This is a genomic window from Qipengyuania algicida (genome assembly GCF_009828025.1).
Classification (GTDB): domain Bacteria; phylum Pseudomonadota; class Alphaproteobacteria; order Sphingomonadales; family Sphingomonadaceae; genus Qipengyuania; species Qipengyuania algicida.
Map to the genome: position 1 here is coordinate 162,756 of NZ_WTYA01000001.1, position 18,925 is coordinate 181,680.

The 18,925-nt window shown below is 62.1% G+C and carries 21 protein-coding genes; 18 read left to right on the forward strand and 3 right to left on the reverse strand.

The window, feature by feature from the left end; all coding sequences use genetic code 11:
- Positions 1-59 precede the first annotated feature (59 nt).
- The 6 genes from GRI58_RS00855 to GRI58_RS00880 all read left to right on the forward strand — a co-directional run bounded on the left by GRI58_RS00855 (position 60) and on the right by GRI58_RS00880 (position 3,853).
- The gene (locus GRI58_RS00855; protein ID WP_160751664.1) at positions 60-473 is read left to right on the forward strand and encodes a holin family protein; all 414 of its coding nucleotides are present in this window, start codon (positions 60-62) and stop codon (positions 471-473) included.
- Between the two features lie 25 nt (positions 474-498).
- Complete coding sequence (gene aroQ, locus GRI58_RS00860; protein ID WP_160751665.1) at positions 499-933, forward strand: type II 3-dehydroquinate dehydratase; 435 nt, start codon at positions 499-501, stop codon at positions 931-933.
- Positions 934-1,007: 74 nt separating this feature from the next.
- Positions 1,008-1,505, forward strand: coding sequence for an acetyl-CoA carboxylase biotin carboxyl carrier protein (gene accB / locus GRI58_RS00865; RefSeq protein ID WP_237451996.1), 498 nt, complete (start codon positions 1,008-1,010; stop codon positions 1,503-1,505).
- A gap of 14 nt (positions 1,506-1,519) precedes the next feature.
- Positions 1,520-2,869: an acetyl-CoA carboxylase biotin carboxylase subunit gene (gene accC / locus GRI58_RS00870; RefSeq protein WP_160751666.1), complete on the forward strand. Its 1,350-nt coding sequence runs from the start codon at positions 1,520-1,522 to the stop codon at positions 2,867-2,869.
- Positions 2,866-3,360 carry a GreA/GreB family elongation factor gene (locus tag GRI58_RS00875; protein WP_337190856.1) on the forward strand — a complete coding sequence of 165 codons (495 nt, stop codon included), beginning with the start codon at positions 2,866-2,868 and terminating at the stop codon, positions 3,358-3,360. Before accC ends, GRI58_RS00875 begins: the two co-directional genes overlap by 4 nt.
- Positions 3,353-3,853 (forward strand): hypothetical protein, encoded by a 501-nt coding sequence (locus GRI58_RS00880; protein ID WP_160751668.1) that lies wholly within the window; start codon positions 3,353-3,355, stop codon positions 3,851-3,853. Before GRI58_RS00875 ends, GRI58_RS00880 begins: the two co-directional genes overlap by 8 nt.
- A 65-nt stretch (positions 3,854-3,918) precedes the next feature.
- On the opposite strand, the gene GRI58_RS00885 is transcribed toward GRI58_RS00880, so the two are convergent.
- A complete protein-coding gene (locus tag GRI58_RS00885) occupies positions 3,919-4,587 on the reverse strand; it encodes an outer membrane protein (protein WP_160751669.1) in 669 nt (222 codons plus the stop codon).
- 260 nt (positions 4,588-4,847) lie between these two features.
- Between GRI58_RS00885 and rlmN the strand changes: the two genes are divergently transcribed.
- The 9 genes from rlmN to GRI58_RS00930 all read left to right on the forward strand — a co-directional run bounded on the left by rlmN (position 4,848) and on the right by GRI58_RS00930 (position 11,779).
- Positions 4,848-6,074 carry a dual-specificity RNA methyltransferase RlmN gene (gene rlmN, locus GRI58_RS00890; protein ID WP_419957014.1) on the forward strand — a complete coding sequence of 409 codons (1,227 nt, stop codon included), beginning with the start codon at positions 4,848-4,850 and terminating at the stop codon, positions 6,072-6,074.
- On the forward strand, positions 6,071-6,664 hold the full coding sequence (locus GRI58_RS00895) for a methyltransferase domain-containing protein (RefSeq protein ID WP_160751671.1): 594 nt from the start codon (positions 6,071-6,073) through the stop codon (positions 6,662-6,664). The genes rlmN and GRI58_RS00895 overlap by 4 nt, the downstream gene beginning before the upstream one ends.
- Positions 6,661-7,314 carry an MOSC domain-containing protein gene (locus GRI58_RS00900; protein WP_160751672.1) on the forward strand — a complete coding sequence of 218 codons (654 nt, stop codon included), beginning with the start codon at positions 6,661-6,663 and terminating at the stop codon, positions 7,312-7,314. The genes GRI58_RS00895 and GRI58_RS00900 overlap by 4 nt, the downstream gene beginning before the upstream one ends.
- A gap of 151 nt (positions 7,315-7,465) precedes the next feature.
- On the forward strand, positions 7,466-7,837 hold the full coding sequence (locus tag GRI58_RS00905) for a glycine zipper 2TM domain-containing protein (protein ID WP_160751673.1): 372 nt from the start codon (positions 7,466-7,468) through the stop codon (positions 7,835-7,837).
- 125 nt (positions 7,838-7,962) lie between these two features.
- A complete protein-coding gene (locus GRI58_RS00910) occupies positions 7,963-8,721 on the forward strand; it encodes an SDR family oxidoreductase (protein WP_160751674.1) in 759 nt (252 codons plus the stop codon).
- A gap of 11 nt (positions 8,722-8,732) precedes the next feature.
- Entirely contained in the window at positions 8,733-9,404 is a 672-nt protein-coding gene (locus GRI58_RS00915; RefSeq protein ID WP_160751675.1) for a cytochrome b/b6 domain-containing protein, read from the forward strand.
- On the forward strand, positions 9,394-10,134 hold the full coding sequence (locus GRI58_RS00920; RefSeq protein WP_160751676.1) for a molybdopterin-binding protein: 741 nt from the start codon (positions 9,394-9,396) through the stop codon (positions 10,132-10,134). Before GRI58_RS00915 ends, GRI58_RS00920 begins: the two co-directional genes overlap by 11 nt.
- 59 nt (positions 10,135-10,193) lie before the next feature.
- Positions 10,194-11,450: an SAM-dependent methyltransferase gene (locus GRI58_RS00925; protein ID WP_160751677.1), complete on the forward strand. Its 1,257-nt coding sequence runs from the start codon at positions 10,194-10,196 to the stop codon at positions 11,448-11,450.
- 65 nt (positions 11,451-11,515) lie between these two features.
- Complete coding sequence (locus tag GRI58_RS00930) at positions 11,516-11,779, forward strand: DksA/TraR family C4-type zinc finger protein (protein WP_160751678.1); 264 nt, start codon at positions 11,516-11,518, stop codon at positions 11,777-11,779.
- Between the two features lie 39 nt (positions 11,780-11,818).
- Here GRI58_RS00930 and GRI58_RS00935 read toward each other — a convergent pair whose 3' ends face one another.
- A complete protein-coding gene (locus GRI58_RS00935) occupies positions 11,819-13,858 on the reverse strand; it encodes a S46 family peptidase (RefSeq protein WP_160751679.1) in 2,040 nt (679 codons plus the stop codon).
- A gap of 111 nt (positions 13,859-13,969) precedes the next feature.
- Between GRI58_RS00935 and GRI58_RS00940 the strand changes: the two genes are divergently transcribed.
- The 3 genes from GRI58_RS00940 (at position 13,970) to GRI58_RS00950 (ending at position 17,997) form a co-directional block, all read left to right on the forward strand.
- The gene (locus tag GRI58_RS00940; RefSeq protein ID WP_160751680.1) at positions 13,970-15,304 is read left to right on the forward strand and encodes an MATE family efflux transporter; all 1,335 of its coding nucleotides are present in this window, start codon (positions 13,970-13,972) and stop codon (positions 15,302-15,304) included.
- A 48-nt stretch (positions 15,305-15,352) separates the two neighbouring features.
- Positions 15,353-16,570, forward strand: coding sequence for an argininosuccinate synthase (locus GRI58_RS00945; RefSeq protein WP_160751681.1), 1,218 nt, complete (start codon positions 15,353-15,355; stop codon positions 16,568-16,570).
- 929 nt (positions 16,571-17,499) lie between these two features.
- Positions 17,500-17,997 (forward strand): septal ring lytic transglycosylase RlpA family protein, encoded by a 498-nt coding sequence (locus GRI58_RS00950; protein WP_160751682.1) that lies wholly within the window; start codon positions 17,500-17,502, stop codon positions 17,995-17,997.
- Positions 17,998-18,032: 35 nt separating this feature from the next.
- Here GRI58_RS00950 and GRI58_RS00955 read toward each other — a convergent pair whose 3' ends face one another.
- Positions 18,033-18,875 carry a hypothetical protein gene (locus GRI58_RS00955; RefSeq protein WP_160751683.1) on the reverse strand — a complete coding sequence of 281 codons (843 nt, stop codon included), beginning with the start codon at positions 18,873-18,875 and terminating at the stop codon, positions 18,033-18,035.
- Between the last annotated feature and the right edge of the window lie 50 nt (positions 18,876-18,925).

Below are 18,925 nucleotides of genomic sequence, written 5' to 3' on the forward strand. Positions count from 1 at the left end.
ACGGCCCATTTCCTACAGGAACCGTTTTGGTTAGCTGATCAATCCGAAAGGAACCAGCTATGCCCGTCCTCGAATCGCTTATCGGTCCAATCGCCTCGATCATCGACAAAATCATCCCCGACAAGGCCGCTCGGGAAAAAGCGAAACTTGAATTGCTCCAGCTTCAGGGGTCGCAGGAAATGCAGCTGATCGAAGCACGCCTGTCGGCCATCGTGGCCGAGGCAAAATCGACCGATCCGTGGACCAGCCGCGCCCGCCCCTCCTTTCTTTACGTCATCTATGTACTGATCCTGCTGTCGGTACCGATGGGCGTGATCGCTGCTTTCGATCCCACCAAGGCCAGCGCCATAGGTGCCGGGATGACAGCGTATTTGTCCGCGCTACCGGACTCGCTCTACGCGCTCTTTGGCACCGGATATCTCGGCTACACCGCCGCACGCCAGATCGGAAAGATCAAAGGCGTCGACAGCTAGGGCCATCTGGCGTTAGACGAGCGGCATGAAACCGCTCGTCCTCGTCCTCAACGGCCCCAACCTCAATCTGCTCGGCCTGCGCGAGCCGGAAATTTACGGCAGCACCACCCTCGACGAGATCGGTGCAATGCTCGAACAACAGGGTGCCGCTCTCGGCCTGAGCGTGGAAATGCGCCAGACCAACCATGAAGGCACACTGGTCGACTGGCTGCACGAGGCGCGCGAGCGCGGTGCGAAAGCGGTACTGCTCAACGCGGGCGCCTATACCCACACCTCCGTTGCCCTGCTCGATGCGATCCGCGCCATAGAGCTGCCGGTGATCGAAGTGCACCTGTCCGACCCCTCCAAACGCGAGGAATTCCGCCATATTTCCTACGTGGGAATGGCTGCCGCCGATTGCGTTCAAGGCCTCGGTCCGGACAGCTATCGCGTAGCATTGGATAAGGTCGCCGCACTTTGAAGGGCGCCCCGCCCCCTTGCCAGCCCGAGCGCACACGCGCATAGGCGCGGCACAAACTCAATACAGGGATCATCATGGCTGGGACCAGCAAGAACGCAAACGGCAAGGGCGGCATGGAGGTCGACACCGGCCTCGTGCGCGAACTCGCCGAAATGCTCGCCGAAACGGGCTTGAGCGAAATCGAAGTAGAAGACGGCGATCGCAAGATCCGCGTCGCCCGTGGTGGTGTGGCCACCATGCCGATGCCCGCACCGATGCCGGTTGCAGCACCCACGGCACCGGCTCCGGCAGCACCGGAAGCAGCACCTGGAGCGGACAGCTCGGCCACTGCCGACGTCGCTGGCGCGCTCACCTCGCCCATGGTTGGCACCGCCTACCTCGCTCCTGACCCCGGCGCGCGCAACTTCGTGTCGGTCGGCGACAGCGTGAAGGAAGGCGATACCGTCGCGATCATCGAGGCCATGAAAGTCATGAACCCGATCGCCGCCGACAAGGCCGGGACGATCAAGGCGATCCTGATCGAAAATGCCCAGCCGGTCGAATTCGGCCAGCCGCTGGTCGTCATCGGCTGAAGACGGAACGATCAATGGGTATTCAACGGATATTGATCGCCAACCGCGGCGAAATCGCACTGCGCATCCATCGCGCTGCGCAGGAAATGGGGATCGAGACGGTCGCGGTGCACTCCACCGCCGATGCCGATGCCATGCATGTGCGCATGGCCGACCATGCGGTGTGTATTGGCCCGCCGCCCGCGGGCGAAAGCTATCTCAACATCGCCAACATCATTTCGGCAGCCGAAGTGAGCCACGCCGACGCGATCCATCCAGGTTACGGTTTCCTCTCTGAAAACGCGAAGTTTGCGGAGATCGTCGAGGCGCATGACATCGCCTGGATCGGCCCCAAGCCCGAACATATCCGCACCATGGGCGACAAGGTCGAGGCCAAGCGCACGGCCGGCAAGCTCGGCCTGCCGCTGGTGCCCGGCTCGGACGGCGCGGTATCCGATTACGACGAGGCCAAGCGCATTGCCGCCGAGATCGGTTATCCGGTCATCATCAAGGCGGCGAGCGGCGGCGGCGGCCGCGGCATGAAGGTCTGCAACAGCGAAGACCAGATCGAAACGTTGATGAAGCAGGCCGGGAGCGAGGCCAAGGCAGCTTTCGGCGATGCGACCGTCTATATCGAGAAGTATCTCGGCAATCCGCGTCATATCGAATTCCAGGTGTTCGGCGACGGGCGCGGCAATGCCGTGCATCTGGGCGAACGCGACTGTTCGCTACAGCGGCGCCATCAGAAGGTGCTGGAGGAAGCCCCCTCCCCGGTTATTACACCCGAAGAGCGCGACCGCATGGGCGGCATCGTCTCGAAGGCGATGAGCGACATGGGCTATCGCGGTGCGGGCACGATCGAGTTCCTGTGGGAGAACGGCGAGTTCTATTTCATTGAAATGAACACCCGCCTGCAGGTCGAACATCCCGTGACCGAGATGATCACCGGGATCGATCTGGTGCGCGAACAGATCCGCATTGCGGAAGGCAGGGACCTGTCGGTCACGCAGGACGAGATCACCTTCACCGGCCACGCGATCGAGTGCCGCATCAACGCCGAAGATCCCTGGACCTTTGCGCCCAGCCCCGGCACCGTAACGTATTATCACGCGGCAGGCGGAATGCATGTGCGCGTCGATAGCGGGCTTTACGCAGGCTATCGCATCCCTCCCTATTACGACAGCATGATCGCCAAGCTGATTGTCTATGGTCGCAACCGCGAGCGCTGCCTGATGCGGTTGAGGCGTGCGCTGGGCGAGATGGTCGTCGAAGGGGTGAAGACCAACATTCCCTTGCACGAGGAACTGATCGAGCAACCCGATGTGCAATCGGGCGATTATTCGATCAAATGGCTCGAGGAATGGCTAGCAACGCGGGGCAAGTGAGCTTGGCGTCCGGCCAGCCACCATCGCATCCGATCACTGCGGCGGGGTATGCAGCGCTCAAGTCGCGTTACGATCACCTGCTCGGCACCGAGCGGCCGCTGATCGTGGAGATCGTCAGCTGGGCTGCGGGCAATGGCGATCGCAGCGAAAACGGCGACTATCTCTACGGGCGCAAGAAGATGCGCGAGATCGATCGCGAGCTGGCATTCCTCGCCAAACGGATGAAAGCTGCCCGGGTGCTCGATCCGGCGGCGCAGCCGGACAAGAGCCGCGTGTTCTTCGGCGCCCGTGTGACGCTGGTCGACGAGGATGATACCGAGAAATCCGTGACGATCGTCGGTGACGATGAACAGGATGCCAGCGCCGGACGGATCGGTTGGTCGAGTCCGCTGGCGCGCGCGCTCAGGGGGGCATCGGTTGGCGATCTGAGAAGTGTACGCCTGCCCGGCGGGATCAAGGAATGGGAAGTGCTGTCGATTGCCTATGGCTAAGTCGGCTGCCTTTTGGGGCGCAGTCGCCATCGCCTGCATGGCAGCCCCGGCGTTCGCACGCGACAGCCTTGGCGTGTTCGAGACGTGGGCTGCGTTTCGCGATCCCGCTGTTCCGCGCTGTTATGCGATTTCGATGCCGTCTCCCGCAAAGCACGCGAGCGAAACCCAGCCGTTCGTCACAATCGGTACCTGGCCGAAAAAGAATGTTCGGGGGCAAGTGCATTTCCGCCTCGCACGCAAGGTGCAATCCGGCCGGAGCATTACGCTGAAACTCGGAGGCCGCTATTTTGCCCTTGTCGGAAGCGGTGTCGATGCATGGTCACAGGATCAACGCTCCAATGCAGCGATCCTCGCCGCAATGCGCAGCCAGCCGGTGATGACGGTCTTCGCTACGGACAGCGCCGGAAAGCGCTATTGGGACAATTACGCTCTGACGGGCGCAGCCAGTGCGATGGACGCAGCCAGCGTTGGTTGTTCCAATCATTCTCAATAGGCTGAGCAAAAAGAAGGGGGCGAGATCCGAAGATCCCGCCCCCGCCCTGATTTTCGAATTCTAGCTTAGAAGCGGAAGCCCGCAGTCGCCACGACCTGATGACGGTCGGTGTCGATGTTGAAGCTGCTCGAATCCGGAGTGTTACCTTCGAAGTCGAAGTTCGCGTTGGTGTAGTGCGAATAACGATATTCCGCGCCGATATAGGCGTTCGGCGTAATGGCGTATTCAACGCCTGCACCTAGGCGATAGCCGTCGGCATCGAGATGTTGCGTGGCGCTGACGGTGCCGTCAGTGCCTTCGAGGCCGAACCGGGTGTTCGTGTAACCGCCCTTCACATACAGCATGGTCTTGGGCGAAGTCACATAGCCCACACGGCCACCGACATAAATATCCCGGTCGGCTTGGACGTGACCCAGGTTGAACGTGTTGGGCACACCATTGTTGTTGTCCCAGCTGGCGGAACTGTCGGCGAGCGAGGCCTCGGCGCCGATACGGACTTTCGGTGTCACTGCCGCATCGTAACCGATGGTCGCGCCATATTCGACGCCATCGATCGACTGCTTGAGATCGCGCGAAGTGTCATTGTCGACGCTGCTGCCCGAACGCAGGTGATCGTAACCAGCCTCCACGCCGATCCGCGCGCCGGTGAAGGGTTCGCGGTTGGCCTGCGCCATGGCGGGCGTAGCCGTTGCGGCCACGGTAGCGAGGGCGATAAGTGCGACTGATGTCTTCATTTTCTGGTACTCCATTTCCATAAATCGCGGCGTTTTCAGGCGCCGGTGAGATGGAGAATGGATCGCAGCGGGGATAGTTTCATTAACCTCCCACAACAGGTTTGTGTTGCAAACCAGTAACATTCTTGCGCCAAACGGTGGCGATCCAGCGGCGAAATGCAGGTTCCCAAATCCTGCGACCAACCGTTGCCCGCCCAGCGTGCTGGATAATTGCGCCGAGAGGCTCTATATGCGCCGCTCCCATGGCAGACACACAGTTGATGAGCATTCCCGGACAGATCGATCCGGTCCCCGTCGCGCGCGACATCACGCCGCGTGCCGATGGTCGCGTAGACCTGATCGGACTGCCCAAGGCGCGCATCCGCGAACTTTTCGAGGCTGCCGGTCTCGATGCCAAGCAGGCCAAGCTACGCGCCAAGCAGGTGTTCCACTGGCTGTATCATCGCGGCGTGACCGAATTCGAAGCGATGACCGACATCGCCAAGCAGATGCGCCCGTGGCTCACCGAACGGTTCGTGATCGGTCGGCCCGATGTGGTCGAAGCCCAGCATTCGAATGACGGGACGCGCAAGTGGCTGCTCAGCACGGCGGATGGCCACGAGTTCGAAATGGTGTTCATTCCCGATGCCGATCGCGGGACACTGTGCGTCTCCAGCCAGGTCGGCTGCACGCTCAATTGCCGCTTTTGCCACACTGGCACGATGCGACTAGTGCGCAATCTAACCCCGGGCGAAATTGTCGGGCAGGTCATGCTCGCGCGCGATTCGCTGGGCGAATGGCCCAAGGGGAAGATGGACTTCGCCGAGGATGCGGATGAGGCGGAATATACTGCCGACGGGCGCCTGCTAACCAATATCGTGATGATGGGCATGGGCGAGCCGCTGTACAATTTCGACAATGTCCGCGACGCGCTCAAGCTCGTGATGGACGGCGATGGGCTGGCCCTGTCGAAGCGCCGCATTACCCTTTCGACCAGCGGTGTTGTCCCGATGATGGCGCGCTGCGGCGAGGAGATCGGCGTCAACCTTGCGGTCTCGCTCCACGCGACCAACAAGGAAATTCGCGACGAGATCGTGCCGATCAATCGCAAATACGGTATCGAGGAATTGCTCGCGGCCTGCGCGGCCTATCCCGGCGCATCCAACGCGCGGCGCATCACATTCGAATATGTGATGCTGAAGGACAAGAACGACAGCGACGAGCACGCGCGCGAGCTGGTGCGGCTTATCAAGCACTACAAACTGCCAGCCAAGGTCAATCTGATCCCCTTCAACCCGTGGCCGGGTGCGCCTTACGAGTGCTCGACGCCGGAACGGGTGAAGCGCTTCTCAGACATCGTGTTCGAACACGGCATCTCGGCGCCGGTGCGTACTCCTCGCGGGCGCGACATCGATGCAGCCTGCGGCCAGCTCAAGACCGCCGCGGAAAAGAAAAGCCGCGCGCAACTCGATCGCGAGGCAGCCGAGGTGGGGCGCGCAGAAGCGTGAGCGATCCCGCCACCCTCGCTTTCTACGAGGAGCAGGCGCAGCACTACACGACCAGCTTCGGGCAACGCCCCAGCCGCCATCTCGATGGTTTTCTAGACCGACTCGCACCCGGCTGCACGATCCTTGAACTGGGCTGCGGCGGCGGTCGCGATACCACGCGGATGATAGAACGAGGGTTTGTTGTCGATGCGACAGACGGGAGCGCCGCAATGGCCGCGAAGGCTCGCGAGCGTTTCGGCATCGCCGTACGTCGCATGCGTTTCGACGAACTCGACGCCGAGGCAGACTATGACGCCGTCTGGGCCAACGCCTGCCTGCTCCACGTCGCTCGGATTGATCTTCCGGCTGTGTTGGGCGCCATCCATCGCGCCCTCAAGCCGGGCGCCTGGCACTTTGCCAGCTACAAGCTGGGCGATGGCGAAGGGCGCGACTTGCTGGGACGGCTCAATAATTTTCCCGACCGGCCTTGGCTAGAGGATGCCTATCGCAAGGCAAGCTTCACCATAGTGGAGAGCGAGCAGTTTCGCGGTGAAGGTGCGGACGGGACCTTGCGCGACTGGTTGGCGTTGGCGGTAAGGAAAGAGCAATGAGCGGCTATATCGTTTCGGCCCTTTGCGCGGGCAAGCCCGCCAAGTTACCCGGTGGTCAGACCAGCGCGATCGCCAAGGTGCCGCGTCACGGCTCCGTCAACATGACCTACCTCGGTCTTGCAGGCGACACGCAGGTGAACACAAAGTACCATGGCGGCCCCGACATGGCTGTGCATCTCTACCCCCTCGCCCATCGCGAATTCTGGCGGCAAACGATCGGCGATCATCCGGCCCTAGAGGAACCCGGCGCGTTCGGCAGCAACCTTGCTGTCGACGCGATTGTCGAGAGCGAAGTAAGGCTCGGTCAACGCTTCCGGCTCGGCTCGTCGGTGCTGGAAGTGAGCCAACCGCGAATGCCCTGCGCCACCATCGAACGCCGGTTCGGTTATTCCGGCATGGTAAAGGCGATTCTCGAAAGCGGGCGTTGCGGCTGGTATTTCAGGGTCTTGGAAGAGGGCGAGGCAAAAGCGGGCGATATGCTTGAGCCGCTCGAAGAGGCGGCAACGGATATATCCATAGCTGCAATCTTCACCGCTCTGGCCGATCCTGCAGGTACGCCCGATCGCGCGTTAATAACCGTATTGGCGGATTCTGCGATTCTTGGGGCGGATTGGCGCAAACGCGCTGTAAAACGCGCCGAGCGCCTCTGAAGATCGACGCCCCGACCAGACAATTCGGCGCTCCTGCACACCGCCTCACCGCGAAATACGCATTAGCGATATCCGTTCATCGGACGTTGTGGACCTGAGCCCGACCTTTGCCGTTGTAGTATCAAATGTTGCATCACAGAGGTTGAAAACAATGAAAAAACTTTCTCTGGCACTAGCCTCCGCCGCCATGCTGGCGACCACCGCCACTCCGGCACTCGCCGATCCGCCGCCTTGGGCTCCGGCCCACGGGAAGCATGCGCATGACCGTGAGCGTTATGACCGTCACCACCACGAATATCACACCACGCACAGCGGTGTGCGTTACTGGCGCGGGAATGACGGTCGCTATTACTGCCACCGTTCGGATGGCACGACCGGGCTGCTGGTAGGCCTCGCAGCCGGTGCATTGGTCGGCCGCGCTATCGACACCCACGGCGATCGAGCAACCGGGACCATTCTTGGTGCCGCCGGTGGTGCGCTTCTGGGCCGCTCGATCGATCGCGGTCGGACAGTCTGCCGCTGATTTAAACGAAGCATCCGATCCTTTCGGGTCGCAGGACGCGTCGTCATTCTTTTCGAAGGGTGGCGGCGCGTTTCTATATGCACTGACGCTTCCCCTTGCGCGCGCAATGTGCTCAATCGCAAGCGATGAGCGACAGACCTTCTGTATTGATAACGGGGGCCGCCAAGCGCGTGGGCGCAAGGATCGCCCGCAGCTTTGGGAAAGCGGGATGGCACGTGGTCATCCATTATGGCCATTCGCGTAATGAGGCTGAAACTCTGGCGCATGAGCTTGATAGTGCGGAAACAGTCTCTTGCGAGCTGTCCGACGACACGGCGGCCACCGCAATGATCGAGGATTGCGCTTCACGGCTGACAGACTGGCGGGTGCTGATCAATTCGGCGGGCATTTTCACCTCGGACACTGCCGAGGCGCTCGATCCCGAGGTCCATCGAAAGGCGATAGCTGTCAACGCTCGGGTGCCAACCTTGATGGCGCAGCGTTTCCTTGTATCCGCACGGGCGAAAGGTGGCAGGCGGGTGATCCAGATCACCGACCAGAAGCTGGCCAACCCTAACCCCGATTTCTTCAGCTATACGATGAGCAAGCACGCGCTCGGATCGACCATCGCGATGCTGGCCAAGGCACAGGACGACCCGCGCGACCGTGTCTATGGCCTGGCGCCGGGCGCAATCCTTCGCAGCCACGACCAAAGCGAGGAAGAAACCGAGATTTCCCATCGCCTGAACCTGCTCCACCGCAAGACCGGCCCGGACGAAGTTGCCGAAGCGGCGCTGTTCCTCGCGCAGGGCTGGCTCGCCAGCGGACAGACGCTGTACGTGGACAGCGGCCAGCATCTGCTCGACCAGGACCGCGACGTGATTTATCTTGCCCGCGCTTTGTAGGGGAACGACGGATGAAACGTCACGCGCTTTCGACCCGTATCTGGCACTGGCTGAACCTCGTTTTCGTGACGGTACTGTTCATGTCAGGCCTCACGATTTCGAACGCACACCCGCGTCTCTATTGGGGGCAATGGGGCTTTGCCGAGGGACAGCAATGGCTCTCGGTCCCGCGCTTTCCCGACTGGATGGTGATCCCCGGCTATTACAATCTCGCGCAGGCACGCGCCTGGCACATTCTCGCGGCATGGGGCTTTGCTCTGATGCTCCTGTTCATGTGGGTGGCGATGCTCGCCAACCGCCATTTTCGCCGCGATATCGCCACCAGCAAGCGCGAATGGCGCCCTGCCAACATCTGGCACGATGTGGTCGAACATCTCAAACTCAATTTCGACGATGTCGGGAGCAAATACAATTTCCTCCAGAAGCTCGCCTATGGCGTGGTGCTGGGCATTTTCCTGCCGATGATGATCGCCACCGGCATCGCGATCAGCCCGGGAATGGAGCCGAGTTTCGGATGGCTGGTGCAATTGCTGGGTGGTCGCCAGTCGGCCCGTTCGCTGCACTTTATCTTCGCATGGTCGATAGTCGGCTTTTTCGTGATCCATATCCTGCTCGTCCTGCTGTCCGGCCCGAGACGACAGATCAGCGCGATGATCGATGGAGGGCACCGCGATGAAGCGTAGGAACTTGCTGGTCGGGCTCGGCGCAACTCTGCTGGCGGGCTGCGACAAGATCGCCAATACGAAGGCCGGGTCGAGCGTGCTGGGCGCTGCCGACAGCTTGCAGATGAAAGCCCAGCGGCTGCTCAATCCGTCGCAGGAACTGGTGCCCGAATTCAGCCCGAAGGATATCTCGCCGTTCTTCCGCGGCAATGGTTCGACCGATCCAACCAACGGCGATTACCCGGCCCACGCGGCGGCGGGCTTTGCCAACTGGCAGCTCGACATACGCGGCCTTGTCGCAAAGCCGATGAGCCTTTCGCTCGATCAAATCCGCGCCTTGCCCCAACGCACCCAGATCACGCGCCACGACTGCGTCGAAGGCTGGAGCGCCATCGGCCAGTGGACCGGGCCGCAATTAAAAACGATCCTCGACATGGCGGGGCTTGATCCGCGTGCGCGCTACATCGTGCTGCGCTGCGCCGACGAACTGCGCGGTACGCCTTATTACGAGAGCATCGACCTCAACGATGCCCATCACCCGCAGACGATCATCGCCCATATGCTCAATGGCGCTCCGCTGCCGGTCCGCAACGGAGCGCCGCTGCGTCTCAGGGTCGAGCGCCAGCTAGGCTATAAGCACGCCAAATATCTGACGGGAATTGAGGCGGTGGAAAGCCTTGCGAACATCGGCGGCGGCAAGGGCGGTTATTGGGAGGATGTTGCCGGTTACCAGTGGTACGCGGGCATCTGACGGCGTTTCTTCGTAACTCCCATTGGTAATCATCGCCATCCCCTCCTAGAGGTCCGCTTATGAGCAAGACACTGATTCACCGCTTCCTGCGCCACGCCGTCAAACTTGGCACACTCGAAGTGTTTTTCGCCGACGGGGATGAGCGCATCTACGGCTCGGTCGTCGATGGCTATCCCGACGTCGCGATCCGCTTCACCGACAAGAAGGTGCCACGCGACATCGTGCTCGATCCCGCACTGGGCGCAGCCGAAGCTTTCATGGATGGTCGCCTGAATTTCGAGCACGGCGACGTGATGCAGCTGGTCGAGCTGCTGCAGGCCAATTCGCCGTGGGACAAAGGTGGCGACGTCGGCCTGCCCTCGTTCGGCCGCAAGCTTGCCAATTCCGCCGCTTTCGCGTTCGAGCAGGTCAACAACCGGATCAGCTCCAAGAAGAACGTCGGCCATCACTACGACATCGGCAACGAACTCTACGAGCTGATGCTCGACCCCGAATATATGCAGTATAGCTGCGGTTACTGGCCCGAAGGCGTAAAAACGTTGTCGGAGGCGCAGCAGGCCAAGCTGGCGCATATCGCGGCGAAACTTGACCTCAAGCCGGGACAGCGCGTGCTGGACATAGGATGCGGCTGGGGCGGCATGGCAATCTATCTCGCGCAGAATGCCGATGTCACCGTGCTCGGCATCACGCTGAGCGAGGAGCAGTTCGCCCTCGCACAGAAACGCGCCGAGAAGGCAGGCGTCGCCGACCGGGTCAAGTTCGAGCTGGTCGATTACCGCGACCTTGCCGAACGTGGCGAAAAGTTCGACCGGATCGTTTCGGTCGGCATGTTCGAGCATGTCGGACAGCGCCAGTTCGAGACCTATTTCCGCTGTTGCGCCAACCTGATGACCGACGATGGCGTGGCCCTGATCCACACGATCGGACGCTTCGGCACTCCGGGCACGACCGATGCCTTCACCCGCAAGTACATCTTCCCCGGCGGCTATATCCCTGCGCTATCGGAGACTGTCGAAGCGAGCGAGAAGAGCCGCCTGATCGCGACCGATATCGAGACGTTGCGGCTGCATTACGCCTTTACCCTGCGCGCATGGTACGACAATTGTCTGGCCAACAAGGACAAGATCGTCGCCATGTACGACGAGCGGTTCTTCCGCATGTGGACATTCTACCTCGCCGGGGCGACCGGCGCGTTCGAGAATGGCGGCATGGGCAATTACCAGCTCCAGTTCAGCCGCAATCGCCGCACCCTGCCGCTGAGCCGTGGGTACATGGCCGAAGCCGAAGCCAAGATGAGCGGCGGCCGCGTGGTCTAAGCCACCGCGGCGCTTGAAGAATCCATCCTCGTCGCCATCTTGGGTGACACAAGGAGGATGGCCTCATGGCAGGTGGATGGGCGCGTGATGGCGCGGTTCAGGACCAGATCGACGATACTGTTTCGGACGCTGTGAGCGCCGCGAGAGCGCGGATGCCGCAGGGCGAAAGCGAGCGATATTGCGTCGAATGCGGCGAAGAAATCCCCGAACGCCGTCGCAATGCGCTACCCGGCGTCAAGACCTGCATCGCCTGCCAATCGGGCCGTGACCGCGCGATTGCGCATTCCTCGATCAACCGGCGTGGCAGCAAGGACAGCCAGCTGCGCTAAACAAGCGGGGGCGCGCCGCAGCACGCCCCCGAGTTGCGGTTATTTCGCCGCCAGTTCCTTGACCAGATTCGGCGCCGGGTAGATCTTCTCGAGCGCTTCCTGCACCGCGGCGGTAGAGACCACGACAGTGCGGTTGACGCTGCCGTCGTAGCCATAATTACCGCCCAGCGAGTTGATGTTGCCATCAAAGGCCGCGCCGATCACGCCGCCCGCACGGTCGATCACCGGCGATCCCGAATTGCCACCGATGATGTCGTTGGTGGTGACGAAATCATAGGTCACGTTGGGATCGATATCCTTCTCATGCTTGGCGAATGCCGGGGCAAGGTCGAAGGGCGGCGATCCGGTGGCGCGGTCGAACGTGCCGCCCAGTGTGGTCTGGAACGGCACTTCCTTGCCGCGCTCGATCCAGCCCGCAACCTTGCCGTAGCTGATGCGCAGGGTGAAGGTCGCGTCGGGGTAGAGATCAGTGCCATAGGCGGCAAAGCGCGCATCGGCGAGCTTGCCCCCGGCAATCGCCAGCGGCCCGGCATATTGCGCGTTGACTTCCTGTTGCAACTCGCGCTGGCGCGGGATTAGCTTGAGCGCATACTGGATCATCGGATCGTCCGATGCCTTGATCGCGTCCAGCCCGCCTTCCCACAGCTGCTTGCGATAGGCCGGATCGGCCAGCTTGGTGTTGTTGACCAGCCTGCTGGCCAGTTCCTCAGGGCTTTCCTTACCCAGCAAAAGCTTGCTGTCCGGATCGTCCACGCCGAGATATTCGCGCGCCTTGCTGAGACTCCATTCCATCATCAGCTCGTCCAACCAGGGATAGACCGGCTTTTCATCGAGCACACGCTTTTCCAGCAACGGCAGAGCACTGTCGGTATATCCAGGCAACCGCTCGGCATTGGGCTTGGCGCGTTCCTGCGCCGCCATCACCAGCGATTCTGCATAGCCGTAAAGCTCGCCGCTGGGATTGGTGAAGCGATAGGGCAGATACAGGGACCGATAGGCATTCACCGCCTTCTGGACGGTGGCCCAGGGGTCGCCGATCTCGGCATTGCCCTTGCTCTTTTGCTTCAGTTCGGTTTCGGCATCGGCCAGCTTTTGCGTGAAGGCCGGATCGTTGAGCGCCTTCATCCGGCCGATGTAAACCTTGAGGCTGTTCTCGACGCCGTTCAGCATGTCGAGCCCTTCGCGCTCGTTCTCGGGGCTTTCCTCCATCGCACGGATCAGGCGTCCACGCAGTTCGGACAGCACCGCCACGGTAATCGGCAAGCGCACCTCGTGCTCGAAGGCGAGCTGGCTGCCGGTGAACAGCCGGCTGGTCGACCCCGGATTGCCGACAACGAAAGTCAGCTCGCCCAGCTTCGGTTCGCGCGGTTCCCACTTGAGATGCTGCGGGGTCGCGACTGGCTTGCCATTTTCGTAGGCGCGCAGGAAGCTGGCATCGAGCGAATAGCGCGGGAAATTGAAGTTATCCGGATCGCCGCCGAAAGTCGCAGCCCGGTCTTCCGGCGCCCACACCAGCCGGACATCGGAGTATTTGCGATAGGTGTAGAGCTTGTATTCCCCGCCGCCGAACAGCGTCACCACCTCGCACCGGGTCATGGCCGTGTCGGGACAGCCCGCCTTTTCGATCTCGGCAAACTTGGCATCGCGCGCCTTGGTCAGGGCCTCTCCGTCGAGCCCAGCGTAAGCCGCCTTCACCTGACTGGTGACGTCGCTGATCTTGGTGACGACTTCGGCCTGCTGGCCCGGGCATTTCTTTTCGAGCGTCCGGCGATCTGCCAGAAAGCCGTTCTTGAGCAGATCGTTCTCGCCAGTCGAATTGTCATACAGGCAGCTGGCGACGCAATGGTGGTTGGTAAGGATCAAACCGCTTGAGGACACGAAGCTCGCCGAACATCCACCCGTCAGCCGGACCGCTGCGGCCTGCACGCGATCAAGCCACGCCTTGTCCGGGGCCCAGCCATAGGCGGCCTGCACCTTCGCTGTCGGGAAATTGTCGAATGTCCACATACCTTCGTCGGCCTGCGCGGCGGAAGTCATGGCCAGCGCAGCCGCACCGGCAAGCAAAAGGGTTGGTTTCATGGTGGTCCTCTCCAAAATATCGGCCGAGCGCGATTGTCGCGCAGCATCGGCAATGGCGATTTCGTGCCACGCTTGGTGGTATGACTCAAGCGCGTTGATTAAGGCGTCCACATGACCCGCCCCGCCCTCACCCGCCGAGCGATTTTCGCACAGGCATGGCCGATCATTCTGGGTCAGGCATCCATCCCGCTGGTCGGAATGGTCGATATTTTCGTGATCGGCCGCACGGGTGATGCAGTGGCGCTGGCCGGAGTGGCGCTCGGCTCGGTTGTCATCACCTTCGTGTTCTGGGCGTTCGGTTTCCTGCGCATGGGCATGACCGGGATGACCGCCCAGGCCTATGGCAGCGACAATCGGGATGAAACCAACGCAATGCTGGTGCGCGGACTTGCGATCGGCCATGTTGTAGGCCTCGCCCTTGTCTTCCTGCAATATCCACTGGCGCAAAGCGCCTTCGCCCTTCTCGCCGGTGGGGAGAAGCTGACCGACGCCGCGCATGGCTATGTCTCGGTGCGTTTCTTCGGTGCGCCTGCCGCTCTGGGCTTTTTCGCGCTTCTCGGCTGGCTGTTCGGCCTGGGGCGGACGCGCGCCGCGCTGGCGCTCCAGATAGCGATGAATGCGGCCAATATCGCGCTCGATATCTGGTTCGTCTGGGGTCTCGGCTGGGGTGCGCGCGGGGTCGCTGCCGGGACTGCGATTGCCGAATGGTTCGCCCTCTTTTGCGGGATCGCGATTGCCTTGCATGTCGGGGGATGGGTGAATTTCGCGCGCCTGCGCCATTATGCGCTGCTGTTCGACCGCGCGAAGCTGAAGCGGCTGTTCACCGTCAATTTCGACATCATGGTCCGCACGCTGGCACTGCTGTTCCTGTTCGCATGGTTCGCCAATGGCGGAGCGCGGTTGGACACGGAGCAACTGGCGGCCAATGCCGTGCTCGATCAGTTCGTCGCGGTCAGCGCCTATGTGCTCGACGCCTTCGCCTTCACTGCCGAGGCGCGCGTGGGCGCGGCAGTGGGTCGCAGCGACCGGCCAGAGGTGCTGCGCGCAATCCGGCTGACAGGGGAATTTTCGCTGGCGGCTGGGGCAATCTTCGCGCTTGCCATAGTGTTGTTCGGCGGGGCGATCATCGATGTGATCACCACTAATGAGGCCGTGCGTCAGGCGGCCTATCCCTATCTCGCCTTCGTCGCATTGATACCGCTGGCAGGAATGCCCGCATGGCTGCTCGACGGGATCTATATCGGCGCCACATGGTCGCGCGCCTTCCGCAACGCCGCGCTGGCTGCCACTGCACTCTATGTTGCCACCGATCTCGCGCTCAGGCCTTGGGGTGCGACCGGCCTGTGGGCAGCCATGCTTTTGAGCTATATCTATCGCGCCTTCGCATTGGGCATATTGCTGCCCGCGCGGTTGAGAACCATTGCGCCGCGTGCACCTGCGTCCTAGGGCGCTCGCCGAAATCCCATCCGCCCCATTCCTGCCGGAGCCTGCACCATGTCCGATATCAAACGCGTCGTCCTTGCCTATTCCGGCGGCCTCGATACGTCGGTGATCGCCAAATGGCTCGAAGTGGAGCGCGGGCTCGAGGTGGTGACCTTCACCGCCGATCTCGGACAGGGTGAGGAACTTGGCCCAGCGCGCGAGAAGGCGCGCGCAATGGGCATCCCCGAGAAACACATTTTCATTGAGGATCTGCGCGAGGAATTCGTGCGCGATTTCGTCTTTCCGATGATGCGCATGAACGCGCGCTACGAAGGTGATTACCTGCTCGGCACTTCGATCGCGCGTCCGCTGATCTCCAAACGGCTGGTCGAGATCGCGCATGAAACCAATGCCGATGCCATCGCCCATGGCGCGACCGGCAAGGGCAACGATCAGGTACGCTTCGAGCTCAGCGCCTACGCTCTCGACCCTGACATTACCGTCATCGCTCCGTGGCGCGAATGGGACCTTACCAGCCGCACCGCGCTGATCGCATGGGCCGAAGCGCACCAGATCCAGGTACCGAAGGACAAGCGCGGCGAAAGCCCCTTCTCGACCGATGCGAACATGCTCCACACCTCGTCCGAGGGCAAAGTGCTCGAAGATCCGTGGGAAGAGACGCCCGACTATGTCTATTCGCGCACCGTCAACCCAGAGGATGCGCCCGACGCGCCCGAATATATCACGGTCGATTTCGAACGCGGCGATGGCGTCGCGGTCAATGGCGAAGCGATGAGCCCCGCCACCCTGCTCGCCGCGCTTAACGAGCTTGGCCGCAAGCATGGCATCGGGCGGCTCGATCTGGTCGAGAACCGCTTTGTCGGCATGAAGAGCCGCGGCATGTATGAAACACCCGGCGGCGAGATCTACGCCCGCGCACACCGCGGGATCGAACAGATCACGCTCGATCGTGGCGCCGCGCATCTCAAGGACGAGCTGATGCCGCGCTACGCCGAGCTGGTTTACAACGGCCTGTGGTTCAGCCCCGAGCGCGAGATGCTGCAGGCGGCCTGCGACCATAGCCAGGACAAGGTCTCGGGCACGGTGCGGCTGAAGCTCTACAAGGGGCTGGCGAGCGTCGTCGGCCGCAAATCCCCGCACTCGCTCTATTCCGAAGCGCATGTGACCTTCGAAGACGACGCCGGCGCTTACGACCAGAAGGATGCCGAAGGCTTCATCAAGCTGAACGCATTGCGGCTTAAATTGCTGGCCAAGCGCGATCTCGGATAACTTCATTTCAATTTTGCGACGAGTGGTGAACTTATCCACTCTCCTCCACAGCAAAAACGGCGAGCGGTGGATAAGCGCGGCTTGCGTCGCTTGCCAATTCGCCACTGAAGGCGCAGCTTCAAATCATCGGAACGGAATGAGATTGTATCGGGATTGAGGGTTTAACAACCTGATGTTTCAATAGATTTCAAACCGGAAAGACGTGGAGAAAACCTGTCCACGCAGCCTTGGAGGCATGTCTGCCAGCGGACTTCGGTCCAATGCGGAAATGCCGTTGAAAAGGATGCGCCAAAAGTTTTCGAAACGGGCCGGATTGTCCGGTTGGATGGAAGGAAGGGGCGTCCGTATCGGTCCTCGGATCGGAGCGGCACAAACCTGACGGAAGCCCGGCCACCAAGGCCAGTCTGACCGCGGAGCCGCCTGTCGAGAACGGGTGCTTGCCGGACAGTGGCGCGGATCTTCGGATCACGCGAGCTGGAAGGAAAAGCCCGAAGGAGGGTGGGTCCGGATGCCGGTGCGAGCGCCGGTGATATAGCCGATCCGACGCGACTTGCTCGCGATGGAACGGGGAAACGCCGGATGCCAAGTTCACGCGCCCTCGGGCACATGACCACGCATCGGTGAGAGTGGGGTCGGCAGCGATGTCGGCCCCATTTTCTGTTTGAGCGCCGCCGTTCATCGCGCCGACGCCCCCTCTAAAAGCCTCCAATTCCGCCATTTCCCCGCTTGCGAATCGAGTCGCGGAGGGTCGCTGCGACGAGTTGAGCCATCCCAGCGATGGTAGGAAAAGGCCCGTTCACTCCCCACCTGTCGCGTTCCGGGACTCCACGACGAACTGTGGCAGTAATGGGGCCAGCGCCCCCCGGACTAGGGACTCGTCCATTTTCGGCGGCTATCACCCTTGGCACCGCAAGGGAGGAATAGCTTCGATGTCCACCAAACAATTGCGCCGCCTTGCGGTGGTGCTCGCAATCATCCTGCCGTCCGTGCCCGGTCACACCGAAACGCCAGCCGTCGACGCTCCCCAAGCCGTTGCCGCGCAGGGGATTACGGGGACTCAACAGCTCCCTGACCAGGCGGTTCCCGTTGCCACCGCTAGCGCCACCGACGATGGTGACGACGTATCCGGCACGGACCTCGGCACCGGCACCGCGTCATTCTATGGCCGCAAGTTCAACGGCCGGATGACCGCCAGCGGCGAACGCTTCGACATGACCGAGCTGACCGCCGCGCATCGCTCGCTCCCCTTCGGCAGCCGGGTGCGCGTCACCAACGTGGCCAATGGCGAGAGCGTGGTGGTCCGCATCAACGACCGCGGGCCGTACCACGGCAACCGCGTGATCGACCTCTCCCGCGCCGCCGCAACCGAGATCGGCCTGGTTGGACGCGGTAGCGGCAAGGTGGACCTGGAATTGCTCGGAAGCTGATATGCCTCGCGCCGCTCAGTCGCCAGCAAATACCCTCAGTCCCCCACCACTTCCCATTCCCCTTCCCCTCGCCCTTCCCCGTCCTCGCGCGCCCATTGCGCGTCCATCATCGCGAGCATCTGGTCTTCGCTGGTGACGGTCCACCACTGCTCCACCTCGGCCTCATAGGCGGCGAGCTGGCTGGCTTCGATCGCCTCGACCTCGTCCCAGTCCTGCGCCTCCGCCATATCCTCGGGCAAAGGCTCACCCATGGGCCGCGCCGCATTCATCGCCGCCAGCCGCACCTCGACATCGGGCAGCCCGTCGAGCAGGCTGTTGGAGCAGCGGGGGGAATCCCAAGAATCTGAAACACATGGAACACGGTCCTGGGGTAAATTTGCGCGCGGAGCCTCCACCAGCGCCTCCCCGCGCCGCAGCGCCTCGATCTGGGCGTCGAGCTGCGGGAGCGCCTGCCCGAGTTCGGGCCGCTCGGCCATCCGGTCCGGCCGCGCGAGATGGGCGAGCAGCAGCCGGTCGGAATTGCGCCTGCGCCGCGCCACCTCCTCCCCATGATAGAACACCTCCTCCTCCACCCCGTTGATCGCGCGATCGGCCAGCACCTGCTCGGCATGGTCGCGCGTGGAAAGCAGCGCAGCATCCCACGCCCGCGCAAACGCCGGGGAAGCCCGCCGCGCTCGGTAAGCCGTCTGCGCGGAGACACTGGCCGCGCAACAGGCGAGCCGGACATTGCCATTGAGCGCAAGGCTGGCGAGGAAATCGGCCTGGCGACGCGGCGCGAAGATGGTGTGGTGCCCCTCCTGCCCACCTCCAACCTCTCCCGCTTGCGCCAGCGGAGCGAGACTTGCCGCGCCATGGGCGTGACTAGGGTCGGGACCCATAAACGGGATTCACACCGGCGCTGCAATGTGATTCAGGTGTCTCCAGCGAG